This window comes from Longimicrobium terrae (assembly GCF_014202995.1).
Taxonomy (GTDB): Bacteria; Gemmatimonadota; Gemmatimonadetes; order Longimicrobiales; family Longimicrobiaceae; genus Longimicrobium; species Longimicrobium terrae.
In genome coordinates, this window is sequence record NZ_JACHIA010000002.1 from 578,334 (window position 1) to 594,014 (window position 15,681).

Consider the following 15,681-nt stretch of genomic DNA (forward strand, 5'->3'; position numbering starts at 1 on the left):
TACATTCGGAGCGTCTATCGTGAAGCCGTGGAACGAGACGGTGCGCGGGCCGACGCCGACCGCGCAATCAGAACCTTCAGATCACGGGCGAACTTTTCCTCGGTGTCCCGCTGCGTGAAAACCGCGTCTGTCGTGTAAACGACGCGTCCGTCATCGATTACGACCGTAAAAGGCGTATGCTGGATGTCGTGGCGATCCCAGAACACGCCCGCTTCATCAATGCAGATGGGCAGATCGCTTTTCGCCTGCCCCAGGGAGCGCTGAAGCATCTTCTTGTTCGGGCTCCAGACCACCACAAAACCCTTCTGGTCCTCGTTTATGTGCCTGAGCACACGGGGCACTCCAGCCATGTGGGGCGTGCATGCCGAGCAGTCATAGGGCGTTGCAAAGGTAACCACCTGCAACTTGTTCTTTTCGGCTACTTCGCGGTCCGGGCCCGACATGCAGGGAACCTTGACGGACGCCACGGCATCGCCGGGGGAAATCCCGTGCTCCATGCTGGCCTTGGCCAGCGGCTCGCCCGAGGAACAGGCCGCCAGCAGCACACCCGCCAATGGCGGCAGAAGTCTCGACAGGTACATGCGTTCACTCCGTCAGGCCGGCGATGCGGTAGATTCCAATCGTGACGGGTGCGTTGGGCTCCATCTCTTCCTGCAGGTAGATGCTGTCCAGGGAAGGGATGTAGATCGGCTTGCGGATATTTTCCAGCGTTCCGCACCGCATGGGCGTGCCCTCGCGGCAGACAAGCAGGTGGTACCGGACCTCGCCTTCGTCCTCGTTGAACCGCGTATACATGGATACGAAGCCCCCCTCGACGGGTACGTAGCCGGCATTGGTCGTAAAGCTTCCCAGGAACTCGAAGATGGCCTTCTGGTTCAGGTCCAGCTTCTTGTCCTTCGGGGCCAGGTAGAACGGAGGCGCAGTCCGGATCTGGCGGATCGGCCTTCCCGTGAGGTCCATGACCTGCACGATCGGGCTGATCCCCTGCGTGCAGTACACCTCGCCCCCCCGCACCGACACGTTCCCGAAACCGAAGTGCGAAAGAGTCCCGTCAACCTTTCTGCTTTCCACGTACCGCGGATCGATCACGCAGCCGGACCCGACCGAGTCTCCGCGGGCGTTTGCGATGGCGACCACGTTCCAGCCCTCTTTCGCGGGGTCCGCGATGGTCAGCATGCGCATGGACGCCACCATGTCCGCATCCGTGGCCAGAGATGACGCCTGTGCAACGACGCCGTACCGCCTGCGGTCCAGGAACGCGCCCTGAGCATTGAATCGCGAAAGTGCATTGTCCACCGCCACATCGGCCACCAGCAGTTCGTTGCCGAGCACCGCGATGGACACCGGGGACCGGAACTCGCCCGGCCCTGACCCCTGCCGGCCGATCGTGCTGACAAGCTGGCCGCGAGTGTCAAAAACGCGGACCCGCTTGGAGGGGCCGTCAAGAATGTAGAACCGGCCCTCCGAAACTCGGAAATCACTGATGTCGCCCACCGTCTCCGCGCCAGTCCCCAGGACGATGGAATCGGATCTGGTCAGCGTCAGCGGGCGAACGTCGCCCGCCGACAACTGCTGGACAGTCGTAAGATCAATCGGCGGCTGAAGAGTGTCCTTGGACGTGCAGGCGGCGGCGGCGAGGAACAGCGAAAATACGAGAAACGGGGACGTGCGGCGTGCGTGAGAACTTCTCATTTCGTGAAAACAAGTAGGAGGGAGTTTTTGCTGCGGGACAGCGGTACAGACTGGAGTACTTCTGGCTGGCACTCAGAATAAGCCGATGATTGCTGATCGGCGCAAGTCCCTGAAGTTCCGGTTTTCGGCCCTGGATCAGGAGACAACAACACAAGTTTCTCCGGCATCACAACTTGCGATTTTGCGCGAATATAGTGCGCATGTGTATGACCTTCCCGTTGGGCTGGTGCGAGCGGGCGTGCAACTCGCGCGCTGGCCCGCGCCTCGCGATTGTGGATGGCGTCGATTGGCGCCGGCCGGAGCGGCGCGCGAACCACGGACCGTGATCCATCCATCGCATGCCCCTGGCGCACCTGTTCGGCGACGCGACGCTCAGCCTGCTGGCGGCGCGCACGCCCAAGCCCGTCCTCACCTGGCCGCTGGCGCCGGTGGACACCTCCGCCGTCCGCCGCGTGGAGCCTATCGTCGTTCCCGCCAACGGGCTGCAGATCACCTGCGAAACGTTCGGCGACCCCGCGCATCCGCCCATTCTGCTCATCATGGGGCTGGCAGCGCAGATGGTGCAGTGGGACGACGAGTTCTGCGCGCGGCTGGCGGTTCGTGGATGGTTCGTGATCCGCTACGACAACCGCGACATCGGGCGCAGCACGTGGATGACGGGCGCGCCGGTGCCGCGGGTCGTGGCGCTGGTGGCGGCAAAACGGCGCGGGCTCCCGGTGGGCGTTCCGTATCTGCTGGACGACATGGCGCGCGACGCGCTCGGCGTGCTGGACGCGCTGGGGATCGCGAGCGCGCACGTCGTGGGCGTGTCGATGGGCGGAATGATCGCGCAGAGCGTGGCCGTCCTGGCGCCCGGCCGCGTGCGATCGCTCACCAGCGTCATGTCGCACACGGGGGAGGATGACCTGCCGCATCCGCACTGGCGCGCGTCCGCCGCGCTGTTCCTCCCGGCGCCGCGGGGAAGGGATGCGGTAGTGAGGCGAGCGATCACGATGTGGCGGATCCTGAATGGACATCGAATCGCCGTGGACCTCGCCCGGACGCGGACGCAGGTGCTCAAGGCGTACGAGCGCGGGCGCAACCCGTCCGGCGTGGCCCGGCAGCTCGCGGCGATCCTGGCCAGCCCCAGCCGCGCGGACGCGTTGCGCGAACTGCGGATTCCCACGCTGGTGATCCACGGGGATGAAGATCCGCTGGTTCCGCTGCAAGGCGGCAGGCGTACGGCCGAACTCATCCCCGGCGCGCGGCTGGAGATCATCCCCGCGATGGGCCACGCGCTCCCGCCGCCGCTGTGGGACACCCTCATCAACCACATCACGACACACGCGCGCAACGCGGACGGCTGACGCGCGGAGGTTCTGCGTGCCGACGGGCCGCAGCCCGGGACGGACGAAAAACGGGGGAGCTCGCGAAGAGCTCCCCCGTTTCGTTCAGCACCGCGCGCCATCCGAGCCGCGGTTCAGACCGTGGCGGGTGACGCGAAGCGCGTCCGCAGTTCGTCCGCGTGCCGCAGCAGCGCGTCGATGGAGCCGCGAGCATAACCCATCGCGCGCGCCTCGCCGTGCAGGCGTTCGGCAGTCTCACGGTCACCGCGGACGGCGGCGATCAACGCGAGGTTGAAGCGGGGGACGGAGTACTCGGGATCGATGCGGATGGCTTCCGTCAGGTGGCGGGAAGCGGCGTCCCACTCGCCCAGTTCCACCTGCGCGCCGCCCAGGTTGTTGAGCGCCATTGCCTCCGCGTCCACCGTGCGCCCCGGCCACGCGATCCACATCAGCCGCTTGAGCCCGGGCTGTTCACGGATGTCGGCCAGAAAGCGGCGGGAGTGCTCGGCGGATTCCGCGTAGCGGCCGTGCGACATCGTGCGGCGCGCGGCGAACAGGTCGCGGTAGAAGGTGCGCTGAATGCGGCCGGGGATGAGCGCCACCAGCGCGGCGGCAAAGATGGCGAACGGCCCGTCCATCAGCCGGAAGATCACCGCGGCAACCGCCATCAGCACGATCAGCCCGCCGAACCAGAGCAGCTTCCGCCGCGCGACGCGGGTCATGGGCGCACCGCCATCGACCCCGGACGGCAGGCGGAACGGGCCAGAACGACCCGCGAGGCGGGAAGGGGCGATGTCGGCATGCGCGTCGGCTGGCGGCTACTGGATCTCGGCCGTGGGGCGGGGAGGCTTGCCGGAAATCGGCGGCCTGCGGCGGCCGCGGTACTTGGCCAGCGAATCGAACGGCGACACGCGGCCCGGACGGCCGGCCTGCGGGGGCGTCACGATCAACGGCGCATCCACTTTCCGCGGCTGCTTCCCGGCAGAATCAGCCCGCGCGGAATCGCCGCGCGCGGAGTCCGGGGTGGGCGGCACGGGCCGGAGCGACGACAGGCTGTCCACGCGCTTGGCCACGTCCTGCCATGCCTCCGCCAGCGCGCCCGGGTCGCGGCGATGCGCATCCACCCAGGCCAGCATCTGCTTGTTCGTCACCTTGAACTTCTTGAGCGTCTCGCGCCGCTGCGCCTCCGTGGCGTTCGCCGGCAGCAGCCGCAGCGCCACGCTGGCCGCCACGAAGCGGTCGCGCGGCAGCACATCCGACTTCTTCTCACCCCCGCACGCGGCGAGGGAGAGGAGGAGGACAACGGCGTAGAGGGGGCGAGAAGTCACATTCGTTCCTTGTCGATAACCACAATCCACGAAAAAGGATGCGAGATCCTCCCTCACGTGGATGCTGAAGCCGGCGCGGAGGAGCGCGGGGCAACCGGAAGAGGCTACCGGCGCTGCCCCGGCGTGTCAAGCGGCGCGTTGCGCCCGTCCGGGCCGCCCCGTAGCTTCGCACGGACGATCGATCCATCCACGATCCACCCGCAGACGCCAACGAATGCCACGTCTCTCGTCACGCGCCCGCCTGCTGCCGGCGGCGGTGGTTGCGGCGCTCGCCGCCGCGCACCCGCTGGGGGCGCAGGGCACGCCGCCCTCGCCCGAGCAGGTGCTGGGCTACCCGCTGGGCGAACACTTTACCCCGTACGCCGGGGTGCAGCGCTACAGCCAGGCGCTGGCGGAGGCGTCGCCCCTGGTGGACTACCGGCCGTACGGCCGCACGCCGGAAGGCCGCGAGCTGTTTCAGCTGGTGATCGCGTCGCCGCGCAACCTGCAGAACCTGCCCGCCATCCTGGCCGCCAACGCCGAGCTCACCCGGCCGGAAACCAGCGCCGAACGCGCGCGGCAGGTGGCGGCTTCCAATCCGGCCGTGGTCTACTTCAGCTACGGCGTGCACGGCAATGAAAGCTCGTCCAGCGAGGCCGCGCTGTGGACCGCGTGGGACCTGGCCCGCGACGCCGCCGAGGTGCGCGGGGTGCTGGATTCGCTCATCGTCATCATCGACCCCGTCACTAACCCCGACGGGCGCGACCGGTACGTGAACTGGTTCCAGTCCGTGGTGGGCGCGGCGCCCAACGTCAATCCGCAGGCGCGCGAGCATCGCGAGCCGTGGCCGGGCGGCCGCTTCAACCACTACCTGTTCGACCTGAACCGCGACTGGAGCTGGGCCACGCAGCCGGAGACCAAGGCGCGGCTGGCGACGTGGTGGCAGTGGAATCCGCAGGTGCACGTGGACTTTCACGAGATGTTCTACAACTCGTCGTACTTCTTCTTTCCCGCGGCGGCGCCCATCAACCCCATTTACCCGGAGCACATCCTGGCGTGGGGGCGGCGCTTCGGGCAGGGGAACGCGCGGGCGTTCGATGCGCAGGGCTGGGCCTACTACAGCGGCGAAGCGTTTGACCTGTTCTACCCCGGCTACGGCGACTCGTGGCCCAGCCTGACCGGCGCGGTGGGGATGACGTACGAGCAGGCCGGGCACGGCGCGGCGGGGCTGGCCATTCAGCAGGAGTCGGGTGATACGCTGACGCTGCACGACCGCGCCATGCACCACCGCACCAGCGGGCAGGCCACGCTGCGCACCGCCGCCTTCGGCAAGACGGCGCTGCTGACGGATTTTGCGCAGGGGCAGCGCTCGGCGGGGCAGGGCGAGGCGGACTTCCTGCTGGTTCCGGGGGATGATCCCACGCGCGTGGAGGCGCTGGTGGCGCACCTGCGGCGGCAGGGGATCGAGGTGGAGCGCGCGTCCAGCGGCTTCGGCGCGCGGGCGACGGCGTACCCCAGCTTTCCGTCGCGCGGCCAGTTTCCCGCGGGGACGTACCGCGTCCGCGCCCGGCAGCCGCGCGGCCGCCTGGCGGTGACGCTGCTGCAGCCGGAGACGGAGCTCAAGGCCGAGTATTCGTACGATGTCAGCGCCTGGTCGCTCCCGTACGCGTACGGCGTCGCGGCGTACCGGGCCGGTGCCGGCACGGGCTCGGGATGGACCCCGGTTCCCGCGCCGGCGGAGGGCGTGTCGACGGTGCGCGCGCAGCCGGGCGGCTACGGCTGGCTGGTGGCGCCGGGCGGCGCGGCGGGCGGGCCGGTCATCCGCTTCCTGGCGGCGGGCGGGCGCGCGAGCGTGGTGACGCGCGAGTCGACGTTCGGCGGGCGGCGCTGGCCGGCGGGAACGTGGTTCATCCCCGCGCGCGCCAACGACACGGTGCAGGCGCGTCTGACGCAGGCCGGGCTGGGCGGGCTGGCCGTTCCGGTCGCCTCGGGGATGGCGGAAAGCGGCATCGACCTGGGGAGCGAGAACGTGGCGAGGGCCAAGCTCCCGCGCGTGGCCGTGATTGGCGGAGAAGGTGTGGCCGCCACCTCGTTCGGCGGGCACTGGTTCTACCTGGAGCAGGAGCTGGGGCTGCCCTTTGACGCCGTACAGGCGCAGGAGCTGTCGTCGCTGGACCTGTCCTCGTACGACGTGCTGGTGCTGCCGGAAGCCTCGCCGCGCGCCCTGCGCGGCGCCGAGGACGCGCTCAAGGCGTGGATCCGCCGGGGCGGACGGCTGGTGGCGGTGGGCGAAGGTGCGGCGGTCGCGGCCGGGCTGGCGGAGATCAAGACCCGCGAGGCCGGCACGCCCGACAGCGCGCGCGGCGGTCCGTCGCGCTACCTGGCCGGCCGCGAGGAGCGGCAGCGGCAGGAGTGGCGGCAGGAGGTGCCGGGGACCATCCTTCCGCTGCGGCTGGACCCCGCGCACCCGCTGGCGTTCGGCGCCGGGCTGGACGGCCGCCCGGACGAGACGTTCGCGCTGCACACCGGCTCGCTGGTGTTCGAGCCGGCGGAGGACGTGGAGACGGTGGCGTACTTCCCGGAGCGGCTGACGCGCATTTCCGGCGTCATCAGCCCGGAAAACCTGCGGCGGCTGCAGCAGGGGTCGTGGGTGGTGAGCAAGCGGATGGGCAACGGCAGCGTCGTGCTGTTCGCGGACGATCCGCTCTTCCGCCTGTTCTGGCGCGCCACCAACCCCATCTACGTCAACGCGATCCTGCTGGGCCCCTGACCCACGGCGTTCCGGGATGATGACAGACGGCGCCCGTGCTCTCCGCAGCACGGGCGCCGTCGTCTTTTGGTCTGCTCCGATCGGCCGTCCCTGTGCTCATCGCCGGCCGCACAGCCGGTGGTTCGCCTGCACCTCGATCCGCAGTGCGGCAGCTACGAGGAACTGCCGTTTCACACGGAGGTCACTGAGGATGCACGGAGGGCACGGAGGAAGAACAACAGAAAGCCTCACGCAGAGCAGCAGAGCATCTCCCGCTCACCTGTTGAGACGTCGTCCGACCGCGCTGTTCAGCCCGCACATCGTGCGGAAACGGGACGCGTCTCCCGCCTGTCATCCTGAGCGAGCGGCGACGCCGTGCTCTCGGCTGCACCGTGCATGGCAGCGAGTCGAAGGATCTTGCCACATCGCCGGCCATGAGCGTCGCGACTTTGAGTCTGATCCGGTCCCCACCTGCCGGGTGCGCGGCACCTGCCGTGGCAAGATCCTTTGACTTTACGCCAGGCTACCGCTCATCGACCATCGGAGCGGCGCTTCGCTCAGGATGATGAACGCATCGCGAGCCAGTTTCTCGACCCGTTCTGGGCGAGCGCCGACGCCGCGCTGTCCTCGTCGCTCAACGCGCGTGGACATCGGTCATCCAACCCTTGTCCCAACCGCCGATCCCGATAACTTCGTGGACCGTTTTCCGGCCGCGCCCCGCACGCGGGCGCCGCCGGTTGCTTTCCTCCGGAATCGAGAATCATCGGATGATCCAGCGCTGACCGGGAAGGGATGCCTTCGGGTTCCCTTTCCCAACCCGAATTCTCCTGCACACCCGATCACGCATACCCGTCCGCCACGCGCGGCACGGGAGAAAACTGGACGTCCGCATGTCATCCGTACCACACACCCCCGTCGAACCCGACGAACTTCCGCGCCTGCGCACCGCCATCGGGCAGGCGCTGCGGGGCGCGCACACGCACGACTACACGCAGGGCCCCGTGGGCCGCGCCGTGCTGCTCCTGGCCATCCCCATGGTGCTGGAAGTGGCGCTGGAGAGCGTGTTTGCGCTCACCGACATCTTTTTTGTCTCCCGCCTAGGCGAGTCCGCCGTCGCCGCCGTCGGCCTCACCGAGTCCATGCTGGCGATGGTCTACGCGCTGGCGATGGGGCTGGGAATGGGCGCCGCCGCCGTGATCGCCCGCCGCGTGGGGGAGCGCGACGCGGAGGGCGCCGCGCGGACCGCGGTGCAGGCCGTGGCGCTGGCGGCGGTGATCTCCGTGGTTCTGGGGACGATCTCGTTCGTGCTCGCGCCGCGCCTGCTGGCGGTGATGGGCGCATCGCCGGAAGTGATCGCGGTCGGATCGACGTACGCGCGCATCATGCTGGGCGGGCAGGCGGCGGTAATCCTGCTCTTTGTGGTGAACGCCATCTTCCGCGGCGCGGGCGATCCGGCCATCGCCATGCGCGTGCTGTGGCTGGCCAACGCCATCAACATCGTGCTGGGGCCCATGCTGATCTTTGGCGTGGGGCCGTTTCCCCGGATGGGCGTGGCCGGCGCGGCCGTGGCCACCACCTTCGGGCGGTCGGTGGGCGCGGCGTTCGCGCTGTGGCGGCTTACGCGTCCCGGCGGGCACTTTCAGGTGCGTCGGCGACACCTGGTTCCCAACCCCGCCACCATGCGGCAGATCGTTCGCCTCTCCGGATCGACGACGCTGCAGGCGCTGATCGGCACGGCGGGCTGGATCGGGCTGGTGCGCATCGTGGCCACCTTTGGCGACACGGCCGTGGCGGCGTACACGGTCGCCATCCGCGTGGTGATCACCGCCATCCTCCCCAGTTGGGGCCTGAGCAACGCGGCGGCGACGATGGTGGGGCAGGCGCTGGGCGCGGGCAAGCCGGACCGCGCCGAACGCGCCGTGTGGACGGCCTGCCGCTACAACCTCGTGTTTCTGGCCGTGGTGGGCGCGATCTTCGTGGGATTCGCTCGTCCCATTGTGGGCGTATTCACCGAGGACGCGGAGGTCACGCGCATCGCCGTCATGGGGCTGCGCACGCTGGCGGCGGGATTTCCGCTGTACGCCTACGGGATGGTGCTGACGCAGTCTTTCAACGGGGCGGGGGATACGTGGACGCCCACGTGGATCAACCTGGCCATCTTCTGGGCGTTCGAGATCCCGCTGGCGTGGGTGCTCGCCGTAATGCTGGGAGTGGGCCCGTTCGGCGCGTTCTTGGCCGTGGCGATCGCGTTCTCGGCGCTCGCGGTGGTCAGCGCCATCGTCTTTCGCCGCGGAAGCTGGAAGACCAAGCGGGTGTGACGTGGCGCAATGCGCGCGGTGCGCGATTCGTCCGCGCCACGCGTGGTACTTCCTTGCTTTTTACCGGCCCAAGCCCTTGACCGGGGGCTTGGGCCGGTACAGTTTCCGGGAGTCCACCGCGTCCGCTTTCCGAGTGCCCGTGCATGCCGCGCTACTACTACGGAACCGTTCCGATCCTGGCCTGGATCATCAACCACTTTCTCTACGGCGGCGTGCATTACACGTGGCTGGCGGAGAGCTTTCACCCGCTCGCCACCAACCCCAAGTCCTCCAATCCGTACCTGATCTACGGCGATCTTTATCAGCCCTGGTTCTGGAGGGACCGGTTCGACCGCTTCATCCGGGAGTACCGCAGTAGCCTTCGGGCCGGAGTAAACGCCATGGAAAGCGCGGCGCGGATCGACAACATCACTGCCGCCCGGCTCAGACGCATCTGCGATGAGGCAAGCCTGGAGTTCTTCTACCCTGTCGTCTATAGGGTGGACGTGGACGGGATCGTGCCTGACCGGCGTGCAGTCGCCGGATCCGGCCTGGAAGGCTCTCGTGAGATCCTCGTTCCCGATCTGCGGGAACATGAGTTCGACGTGCTCTTTGCAGACCAGCGCACAGACGATCTGTTCGACGCGATGGTACGCCGGGAACTTGAGGGCGGGGGAACGCTGACACCCCGTGATGTGCTGGAAATCCTGGAACAAAGGAGTGCCGCATGAATGCATACTCGCCGTTGTGCATGGACGAGATGGCGCACCTGTATCAGCCGGGGAACGAAGGAGCGCTGGATGCCTGGGACCGCTTGACCGGCGCCTTTCACGTGCTTCTGCTGCTGCATTCACGCCGGTACCCGCGGCCGTTCGCATCCGAGGAGTACGCGCGATCCGCGATTCCCGAAGCGCTGAACGTCCTTCGCGGAACGGCGTTCTTTTCCCGCGCTCGTGCGAACGCGTGCGCGGTTGCCCGTCTGGTCGCGGAGGTGGCTGATGTCCGCAATCCCGGGGCTTCGTGGCGAGCCGACGAGATGATTGACGCCATGCTGGACGAGGACGCGGCCCTGCGTGCGTATCCCGAGCCTCCCCCGGTCCTCGTCACACGCAACTGAAGATACCCGGCAGGCGGGACAGGCGCGTTGAAGGGCTGAACGATTTTGACGTTTCGCAGGCGCGCCGGGCCTGGAAGTTGTTTCGCACCAGTCAGCCCCCGGGAGCGGAGAGCCGGCCGGACGCTCTGGCTTCCTTGGTGGGTGATGAGAAAAACGGCCCCGCGGTTCTTCCGTTGGGCCGTCTTCTGTGGTTTCCCATGCGGCACCTGGATCCAGATCCCGCCTCAGCCGGTCAGGTGGCCTGCGGGCACTTGATGGGCTTCACCACGCACGATTCGCCCCCGGACGCAGTGGGGACGCAGGTTTCCACGTAACACTTCAGTTCCTGCGCATACAGCAGAGACGAACCGCCCAGCGCGAGGGCCGCGAAGGCCAGGAGCAGGAGACGCGAGCGGAGAATGGCGGGCATGACGAGGCTCCGGTTTGCGGGTCTGGGCTCGCCGGGCAGGCGCCCGGCGCAAGCAGCTGCGATCAACGGGCGGGGCGAAACCGGTACAGGGAAACGGTTTCCCGTTCATCCGCGTCCATCTCGCGGCCCAGAAGCCAGTCTTCGCCGATCTCCAGCACGTGCATCCGGCCGGGGATGCGAATGGTGGCTGCCAGCGCGCCGTCCGGCCTGAACACCCACCACGTCGCGGGCTGGTCCCACTCACGCGGCAGGCGCGACTCGCCCACCCACAACCGCCCGGCGCGATCCACGTTCAGCGCGGCGTACGGGGGAAGCGCGTCCGGGTACGGGATCTCACCCGGCGGTGGGCCCTCACCATCCCGGCTGCTGCCGCTGGTCACCAGACGCTTCCAGTACTGGTTGATGTCCGCCGCAGCCACCCGCTTGCGATCAGCGGGGACGCGGAGCAGGTGACGGCTGGATCCATCCAGGCCGAACGCACGGATCGCGGCATCCTCTCCCGTCCCCACGTACAGATCATTTCCGGAGATCGCCATCACCGTGCGCCGGCCAAAGGGCAGCGACTGCAGCCGGAATCCGCGCCCGTCCGGGCTCACCGACGCGTACTGCTCGGTCGATGGCACCTCGGCGACCTGGCCGATGAGCGCGCCCGCCGGCGAGACGCGGAGAAGGGCAGACCGTTCGCGGCGCACCCCGGTCTTGAACTCCGCCGTATTGCTGGCCGCCGCGTCGCTGGCCAACAGCAGCGATCCGTCAGGATAGGCGCCCACCATGCGGGGAAAGGTGCCGACCGCTTCCGGCATCGGGACAGATGACAGAAACGTCCCGTCGCCGCCAAACCGGGAGATCCGCGACGCGAGCACATCCCACACAATGAGCGTGTCGCCGCGTGCCGATCCACGCGGGCGCGCGAAACTCGCCGGGGCCGTCGCCCTCGCGCCCCAGGTTGCGTACCGGCCTGCCCTCCGCGGTGAAGATGCGGACCTGGTGTGATCCCGCGTTGGCGATGGCGATGCTTCCGTCGCGCAGCCGGGTTCCCGCCATCACCCGGTGCAGGCTCTCCGCGCCGTCCTCCGCGCCGATCCGCATGACCGGATTCGCATCGAGCATCCACTGCGCCGCCTGGCCCGCGCCAGTCCCGCCGGACTCGGCCTTCTCCCCGCAGCCGGCAAAGAGGACGAGCGAGAGAGCGAGGAGAAACTCAGTCCGCATTCCGGCCATCATACGCTGTGGCCAAGCGGTTGGCGGTTTCTTCCATCACGCGCAGCGACTCGGGCGAGACGGAGTCGCGCGGATCGGCGCTCATCGCGGGAAATGGCCGCCTGCCGCTCTCGTACTCCGCCGCCAGACGCTCCGCGATCTCCATCAGCTTCTGCTGGTCCGCCGTCCGCGGTGAAGCTGTCAACGCGGGATTCCCATCCAGCGCGGCAACGGGCTTGTCTGTTTCGGGCGCAGCCACGGGTTGGCACGCCGCCAGAAGCAGCACGGTCGCCATCGGCAGAAGCAGGGATCTTCTCATCAAGTGTCCAGAATGAGGGTTGAGAACGCCGGGCCTACTGCATCTCGACGGTCGCGCAGTCCACGGGCGTACGCTCGCAGACGCTGCTCCCATCCGGATACTCCACGCACTTCTTGATGTAGCACTTCACCTGGGCGTGCGCGGGCGCGATTCCGATCGCGAACAGCACGCCGAGCACAACAGGGGTGATCAGAAGCGCGCGGCGGGACGTCATCGTGGCCACCGAAATTGCGGGGGTGAGTGACTAGCAACACAAAACGGCTGCTTAGGAGAATAGGAGTGCGCAACCGAAACATCAATACTGATAACTTGTGTTAAATCCGTTGAGGCGGAGTTCGAACGCGACTGGATGGAGACCCGCATGCAATTTCCCGTTCGGAGCGCTCGTCCATTGTGCTTGGGGGAGCGGAAAGGCTGACGTTTCGGCAGGTTGAACCCGGCATGGAAGTTGTCTTTCCACCCGTCAGCCCCCGGGAATGGAGAGGCCGGCTGCGCGCGGAAACGCGAGGCGGCGCTTCAGATCGCATCCGGTTCCCGGGATGAGACAAGCTGTTGACCCGCTTGAACATGGAAGATAGATGATCAACTTTGAACGCTTGACCGTCAAATCGGCAGAGGCCATTCAGGAGGCCTCCAACCAGGCGCGCAAGGCGGGGAACCCCACGATCGAGGATCTGCACCTGGTTTCCGCGCTGCTGGAGCAGGAAGAGGGCATCGTCGTCCCCATTCTGCAGAAGGTGGGGGTGAACACCACCCGCCTGCGCACCGAGGTGGACGCCGCCCGAGCGCGCCTTCCCAAGCAGTCCGGCGGATCCAACCCCACCATCAGCCGCGAGCTGAACGAGGCGCTGGACCGCGCGGAAGAGGAAGCGCGCACCCTCAAGGATGAGTACGTCAGCACCGAGCACCTGCTGCTGGGGCTGGCGGAAAAGGGCTTCAGCACGCGCGACATGCTGCGCGCGCAGGGCGCCGGCATCGACGCGCTGCGGCAGGCGCTGGAGCAGGTGCGCGGCTCGCACCGGGTGACGGACCAGAACCCGGAAGACAAATACCAGGCGCTGCAGCGCTTCAGCACGGACCTCACCGAGCGCGCCCGCCGCGGCAAGCTGGACCCGGTCATCGGGCGCGACGAGGAAATTCGCCGCGTGGTGCAGGTGCTCAGCCGCCGCACCAAGAACAACCCCGTGCTCATCGGCGAGCCCGGCGTGGGCAAGACGGCCATCGCCGAAGGGCTGGCGCAGCGCATCGTGAACGGCGACGTGCCCGAGGGGCTGCGCGACAAGACGCTGGTGTCGCTGGACATCGGATCGATGCTGGCCGGCGCCAAGTACCGCGGCGAATTCGAGGAGCGGCTGAAGTCCGTGCTCAAGGAGCTGTCGGACTCGGCGGACAAGTTCATCGTCTTCATCGACGAACTGCACACCATCGTGGGCGCGGGCAAGACGGAGGGATCGCCCGACGCCGGCAACATGCTCAAGCCGGCGCTGGCCCGCGGCGAGCTGCGCCTTGTCGGCGCGACGACGCTGGACGAATACCGGCAGTACATCGAAAAGGACGCCGCCCTGGAGCGCCGCTTTCAGCCCGTGTTCGTGGGCGAGCCCAGCGTGGAAGACACCATCGCCATCCTGCGCGGCCTCAAGGAGAGGTACGAGGTGCACCACGGCGTGCGCATCACTGATCCCGCCATCGTTGCGGCGGCCACGCTCAGCAACCGCTACATCGGCGACCGCTTTCTGCCGGACAAGGCCGTCGACCTCATCGACGAGGCCGCCAGCCGGCTGCGCATCGAGATCGACTCGCTGCCGCAGGAGATCGACGAGGTGGAGCGGCGCATCATGCAGCTGGAGATCGAGCGGCAGGCGCTTTCGCGCGAAAGCGATCCCGCCAGCCGCGAGCGCCTGCAGCGGCTGGAGCAGGAACTGGCCGGGCTGCGCGAAAGCTCGTCCGGAATGAAGGCGCAGTGGCAGTCCGAAAAGAGCGTCATCGGCGACCTGCGCGAGAAAAAGGAGAAGCTGGATGCGCTGCGGGTGGAGCTGGAGCGCGTCTCGCGCACCGGTGACCTGAACCGTGCGGCCGAGCTGCAGTACGGCGCCATCCCGCAGATGCAGAAGGAGCTGGAGGCCGAGGAGGCGCGTCTGGGCGAGGTGCAGAAGACGTCGCGCTACCTCAAGGAAGAGGTGGATTCGGAAGACATCGCTGAGGTGGTGGCGCAGTGGACCGGAATTCCGGTGAGCCGCATGGTGCAGAGCGACCGCGAGCGGCTGGCGCGGCTGGACCAGCACCTGAACCTGCGCGTCATCGGGCAGCCGGAGGCCACGCAGGCCGTGGCCGACGCGGTGCGCCGCTCGCGGTCGGGAATGCAGGACCCCAACCGGCCCATCGGCAGCTTCATCTTCCTGGGCCCCACGGGCGTGGGCAAGACGGAAACGGCGCGCGCGCTGGCGCAGTTCCTGTTCGACGACGAAGACGCCATGGTGCGCATCGACATGTCGGAGTACATGGAGAAGCACGCCGTCAGCCGGCTCGTCGGCGCGCCTCCGGGATACGTGGGCTACGAGGAGGGCGGCCAGCTGACCGAGGCCGTGCGCCGGCGCCCGTACTCCGTCATCCTGTTTGACGAGATCGAAAAGGCGCACCCGGACGTCTTCAACATCCTGCTGCAGATTCTGGATGACGGGCGGGTGACGGACAGCCAGGGGCGGACGGTGAACTTCCGCAACTCGGTCATCATCATGACCAGCAACATCGGAAGCCCGCTGATTCTGGACCAGGCCGCGCGCCTTGCCGATCCCGCCACCGCGGGTGAGGTGGAGAAGCTGGTGCTGGGCGAGTTGCGGCAGCACTTTCGCCCGGAGTTCCTGAACCGGGTGGACGACGTGATCGTCTTCCGGCCGCTGGGCCGCGGCGAGCTGACGCACATCGTGGATCTGCAGCTGCGCCGGCTGGAGGAGCTGCTGGCAGACCGCAAGCTGTCGCTGCACATGACGGATGCGGCCAAGGCGTTCGTGGCGGAAGAGGGCTACGACCCGGCGTACGGGGCGCGGCCGCTGAAGCGGGCCATCCAGCGCCTGCTGCAGAACCCGCTGGCGCTGCGCATTCTGGAGGGGCAGTTCCAGGACGGCGACACGGTGCGGGTGGACCGTGATCCCGCGGGCGGGCTTACCTTCAGCGCCGAGGGGCGGACGGCGGCGGCGTGAGCGGGGCGGGGCGGGGCGGGGCGGGGGGCGCGACGGCGCTCTCCGCCCCGTCCTTTCCACGCGCGGAGC

At 68.1% G+C, this 15,681-nt stretch carries 14 protein-coding genes; 6 read left to right on the forward strand and 8 right to left on the reverse strand.

Going from position 1 to position 15,681, the window contains the following annotated elements; all coding sequences use genetic code 11:
* Positions 1 to 14: 14 nt before the first annotated feature.
* Both HNQ61_RS05835 and HNQ61_RS05840 read right to left on the reverse strand, forming a co-directional pair.
* On the reverse strand, positions 15 to 581 hold the full coding sequence (locus tag HNQ61_RS05835) for a TlpA family protein disulfide reductase (RefSeq protein ID WP_170037331.1): 567 nt from the start codon (positions 579 to 581) through the stop codon (positions 15 to 17).
* A 4-nt stretch (positions 582 to 585) separates the two neighbouring features.
* Complete coding sequence (locus tag HNQ61_RS05840; RefSeq protein ID WP_170037328.1) at positions 586 to 1,494, reverse strand: 6-bladed beta-propeller; 909 nt, start codon at positions 1,492 to 1,494, stop codon at positions 586 to 588.
* Positions 1,495 to 2,030: 536 nt separating this feature from the next.
* Between HNQ61_RS05840 and HNQ61_RS05845 the strand changes: the two genes are divergently transcribed.
* Positions 2,031 to 3,038 carry an alpha/beta fold hydrolase gene (locus HNQ61_RS05845; protein ID WP_170037325.1) on the forward strand — a complete coding sequence of 336 codons (1,008 nt, stop codon included), beginning with the start codon at positions 2,031 to 2,033 and terminating at the stop codon, positions 3,036 to 3,038.
* Positions 3,039 to 3,151: 113 nt separating this feature from the next.
* Here the strand turns inward: HNQ61_RS05845 and HNQ61_RS05850 are convergent, their stop codons facing one another.
* Together HNQ61_RS05850 and HNQ61_RS05855 are read right to left on the reverse strand one after the other, a co-directional pair.
* Positions 3,152 to 3,739, reverse strand: a complete 588-nt coding sequence (locus tag HNQ61_RS05850) for a tetratricopeptide repeat protein (protein ID WP_170037322.1) — start codon at positions 3,737 to 3,739, stop codon at positions 3,152 to 3,154.
* 96 nt (positions 3,740 to 3,835) lie between these two features.
* Entirely contained in the window at positions 3,836 to 4,345 is a 510-nt protein-coding gene (locus HNQ61_RS05855; protein WP_170037319.1) for a hypothetical protein, read from the reverse strand.
* Between the two features lie 214 nt (positions 4,346 to 4,559).
* Between HNQ61_RS05855 and HNQ61_RS05860 the strand changes: the two genes are divergently transcribed.
* From HNQ61_RS05860 to HNQ61_RS05875, 4 genes are all read left to right on the forward strand, one after another.
* Positions 4,560 to 7,094, forward strand: coding sequence for a M14 metallopeptidase family protein (locus tag HNQ61_RS05860; RefSeq protein ID WP_170037316.1), 2,535 nt, complete (start codon positions 4,560 to 4,562; stop codon positions 7,092 to 7,094).
* Between the two features lie 869 nt (positions 7,095 to 7,963).
* On the forward strand, positions 7,964 to 9,391 hold the full coding sequence (locus HNQ61_RS05865; RefSeq protein ID WP_170037313.1) for an MATE family efflux transporter: 1,428 nt from the start codon (positions 7,964 to 7,966) through the stop codon (positions 9,389 to 9,391).
* 143 nt (positions 9,392 to 9,534) lie between these two features.
* Positions 9,535 to 10,101 carry a hypothetical protein gene (locus HNQ61_RS05870; protein ID WP_170037310.1) on the forward strand — a complete coding sequence of 189 codons (567 nt, stop codon included), beginning with the start codon at positions 9,535 to 9,537 and terminating at the stop codon, positions 10,099 to 10,101.
* The gene (locus HNQ61_RS05875; protein WP_170037307.1) at positions 10,098 to 10,487 is read left to right on the forward strand and encodes a hypothetical protein; all 390 of its coding nucleotides are present in this window, start codon (positions 10,098 to 10,100) and stop codon (positions 10,485 to 10,487) included. The genes HNQ61_RS05870 and HNQ61_RS05875 overlap by 4 nt, the downstream gene beginning before the upstream one ends.
* A gap of 232 nt (positions 10,488 to 10,719) precedes the next feature.
* Here the strand turns inward: HNQ61_RS05875 and HNQ61_RS05880 are convergent, their stop codons facing one another.
* From HNQ61_RS05880 to HNQ61_RS05895, 4 genes are all read right to left on the reverse strand, one after another.
* A complete protein-coding gene (locus HNQ61_RS05880) occupies positions 10,720 to 10,896 on the reverse strand; it encodes a hypothetical protein (protein WP_170037304.1) in 177 nt (58 codons plus the stop codon).
* A 62-nt stretch (positions 10,897 to 10,958) separates the two neighbouring features.
* Complete coding sequence (locus tag HNQ61_RS05885; RefSeq protein WP_170037301.1) at positions 10,959 to 11,699, reverse strand: hypothetical protein; 741 nt, start codon at positions 11,697 to 11,699, stop codon at positions 10,959 to 10,961.
* A gap of 398 nt (positions 11,700 to 12,097) precedes the next feature.
* Complete coding sequence (locus tag HNQ61_RS05890) at positions 12,098 to 12,415, reverse strand: hypothetical protein (RefSeq protein WP_170037298.1); 318 nt, start codon at positions 12,413 to 12,415, stop codon at positions 12,098 to 12,100.
* A gap of 34 nt (positions 12,416 to 12,449) precedes the next feature.
* Positions 12,450 to 12,638, reverse strand: coding sequence for a hypothetical protein (locus HNQ61_RS05895; RefSeq protein ID WP_170037295.1), 189 nt, complete (start codon positions 12,636 to 12,638; stop codon positions 12,450 to 12,452).
* 355 nt (positions 12,639 to 12,993) lie between these two features.
* On the opposite strand from HNQ61_RS05895, the gene clpB reads away from it, so the two are divergent.
* Positions 12,994 to 15,612: an ATP-dependent chaperone ClpB gene (gene clpB, locus HNQ61_RS05900; protein WP_205761890.1), complete on the forward strand. Its 2,619-nt coding sequence runs from the start codon at positions 12,994 to 12,996 to the stop codon at positions 15,610 to 15,612.
* The last annotated feature ends 69 nt before the right edge of the window (positions 15,613 to 15,681 follow it).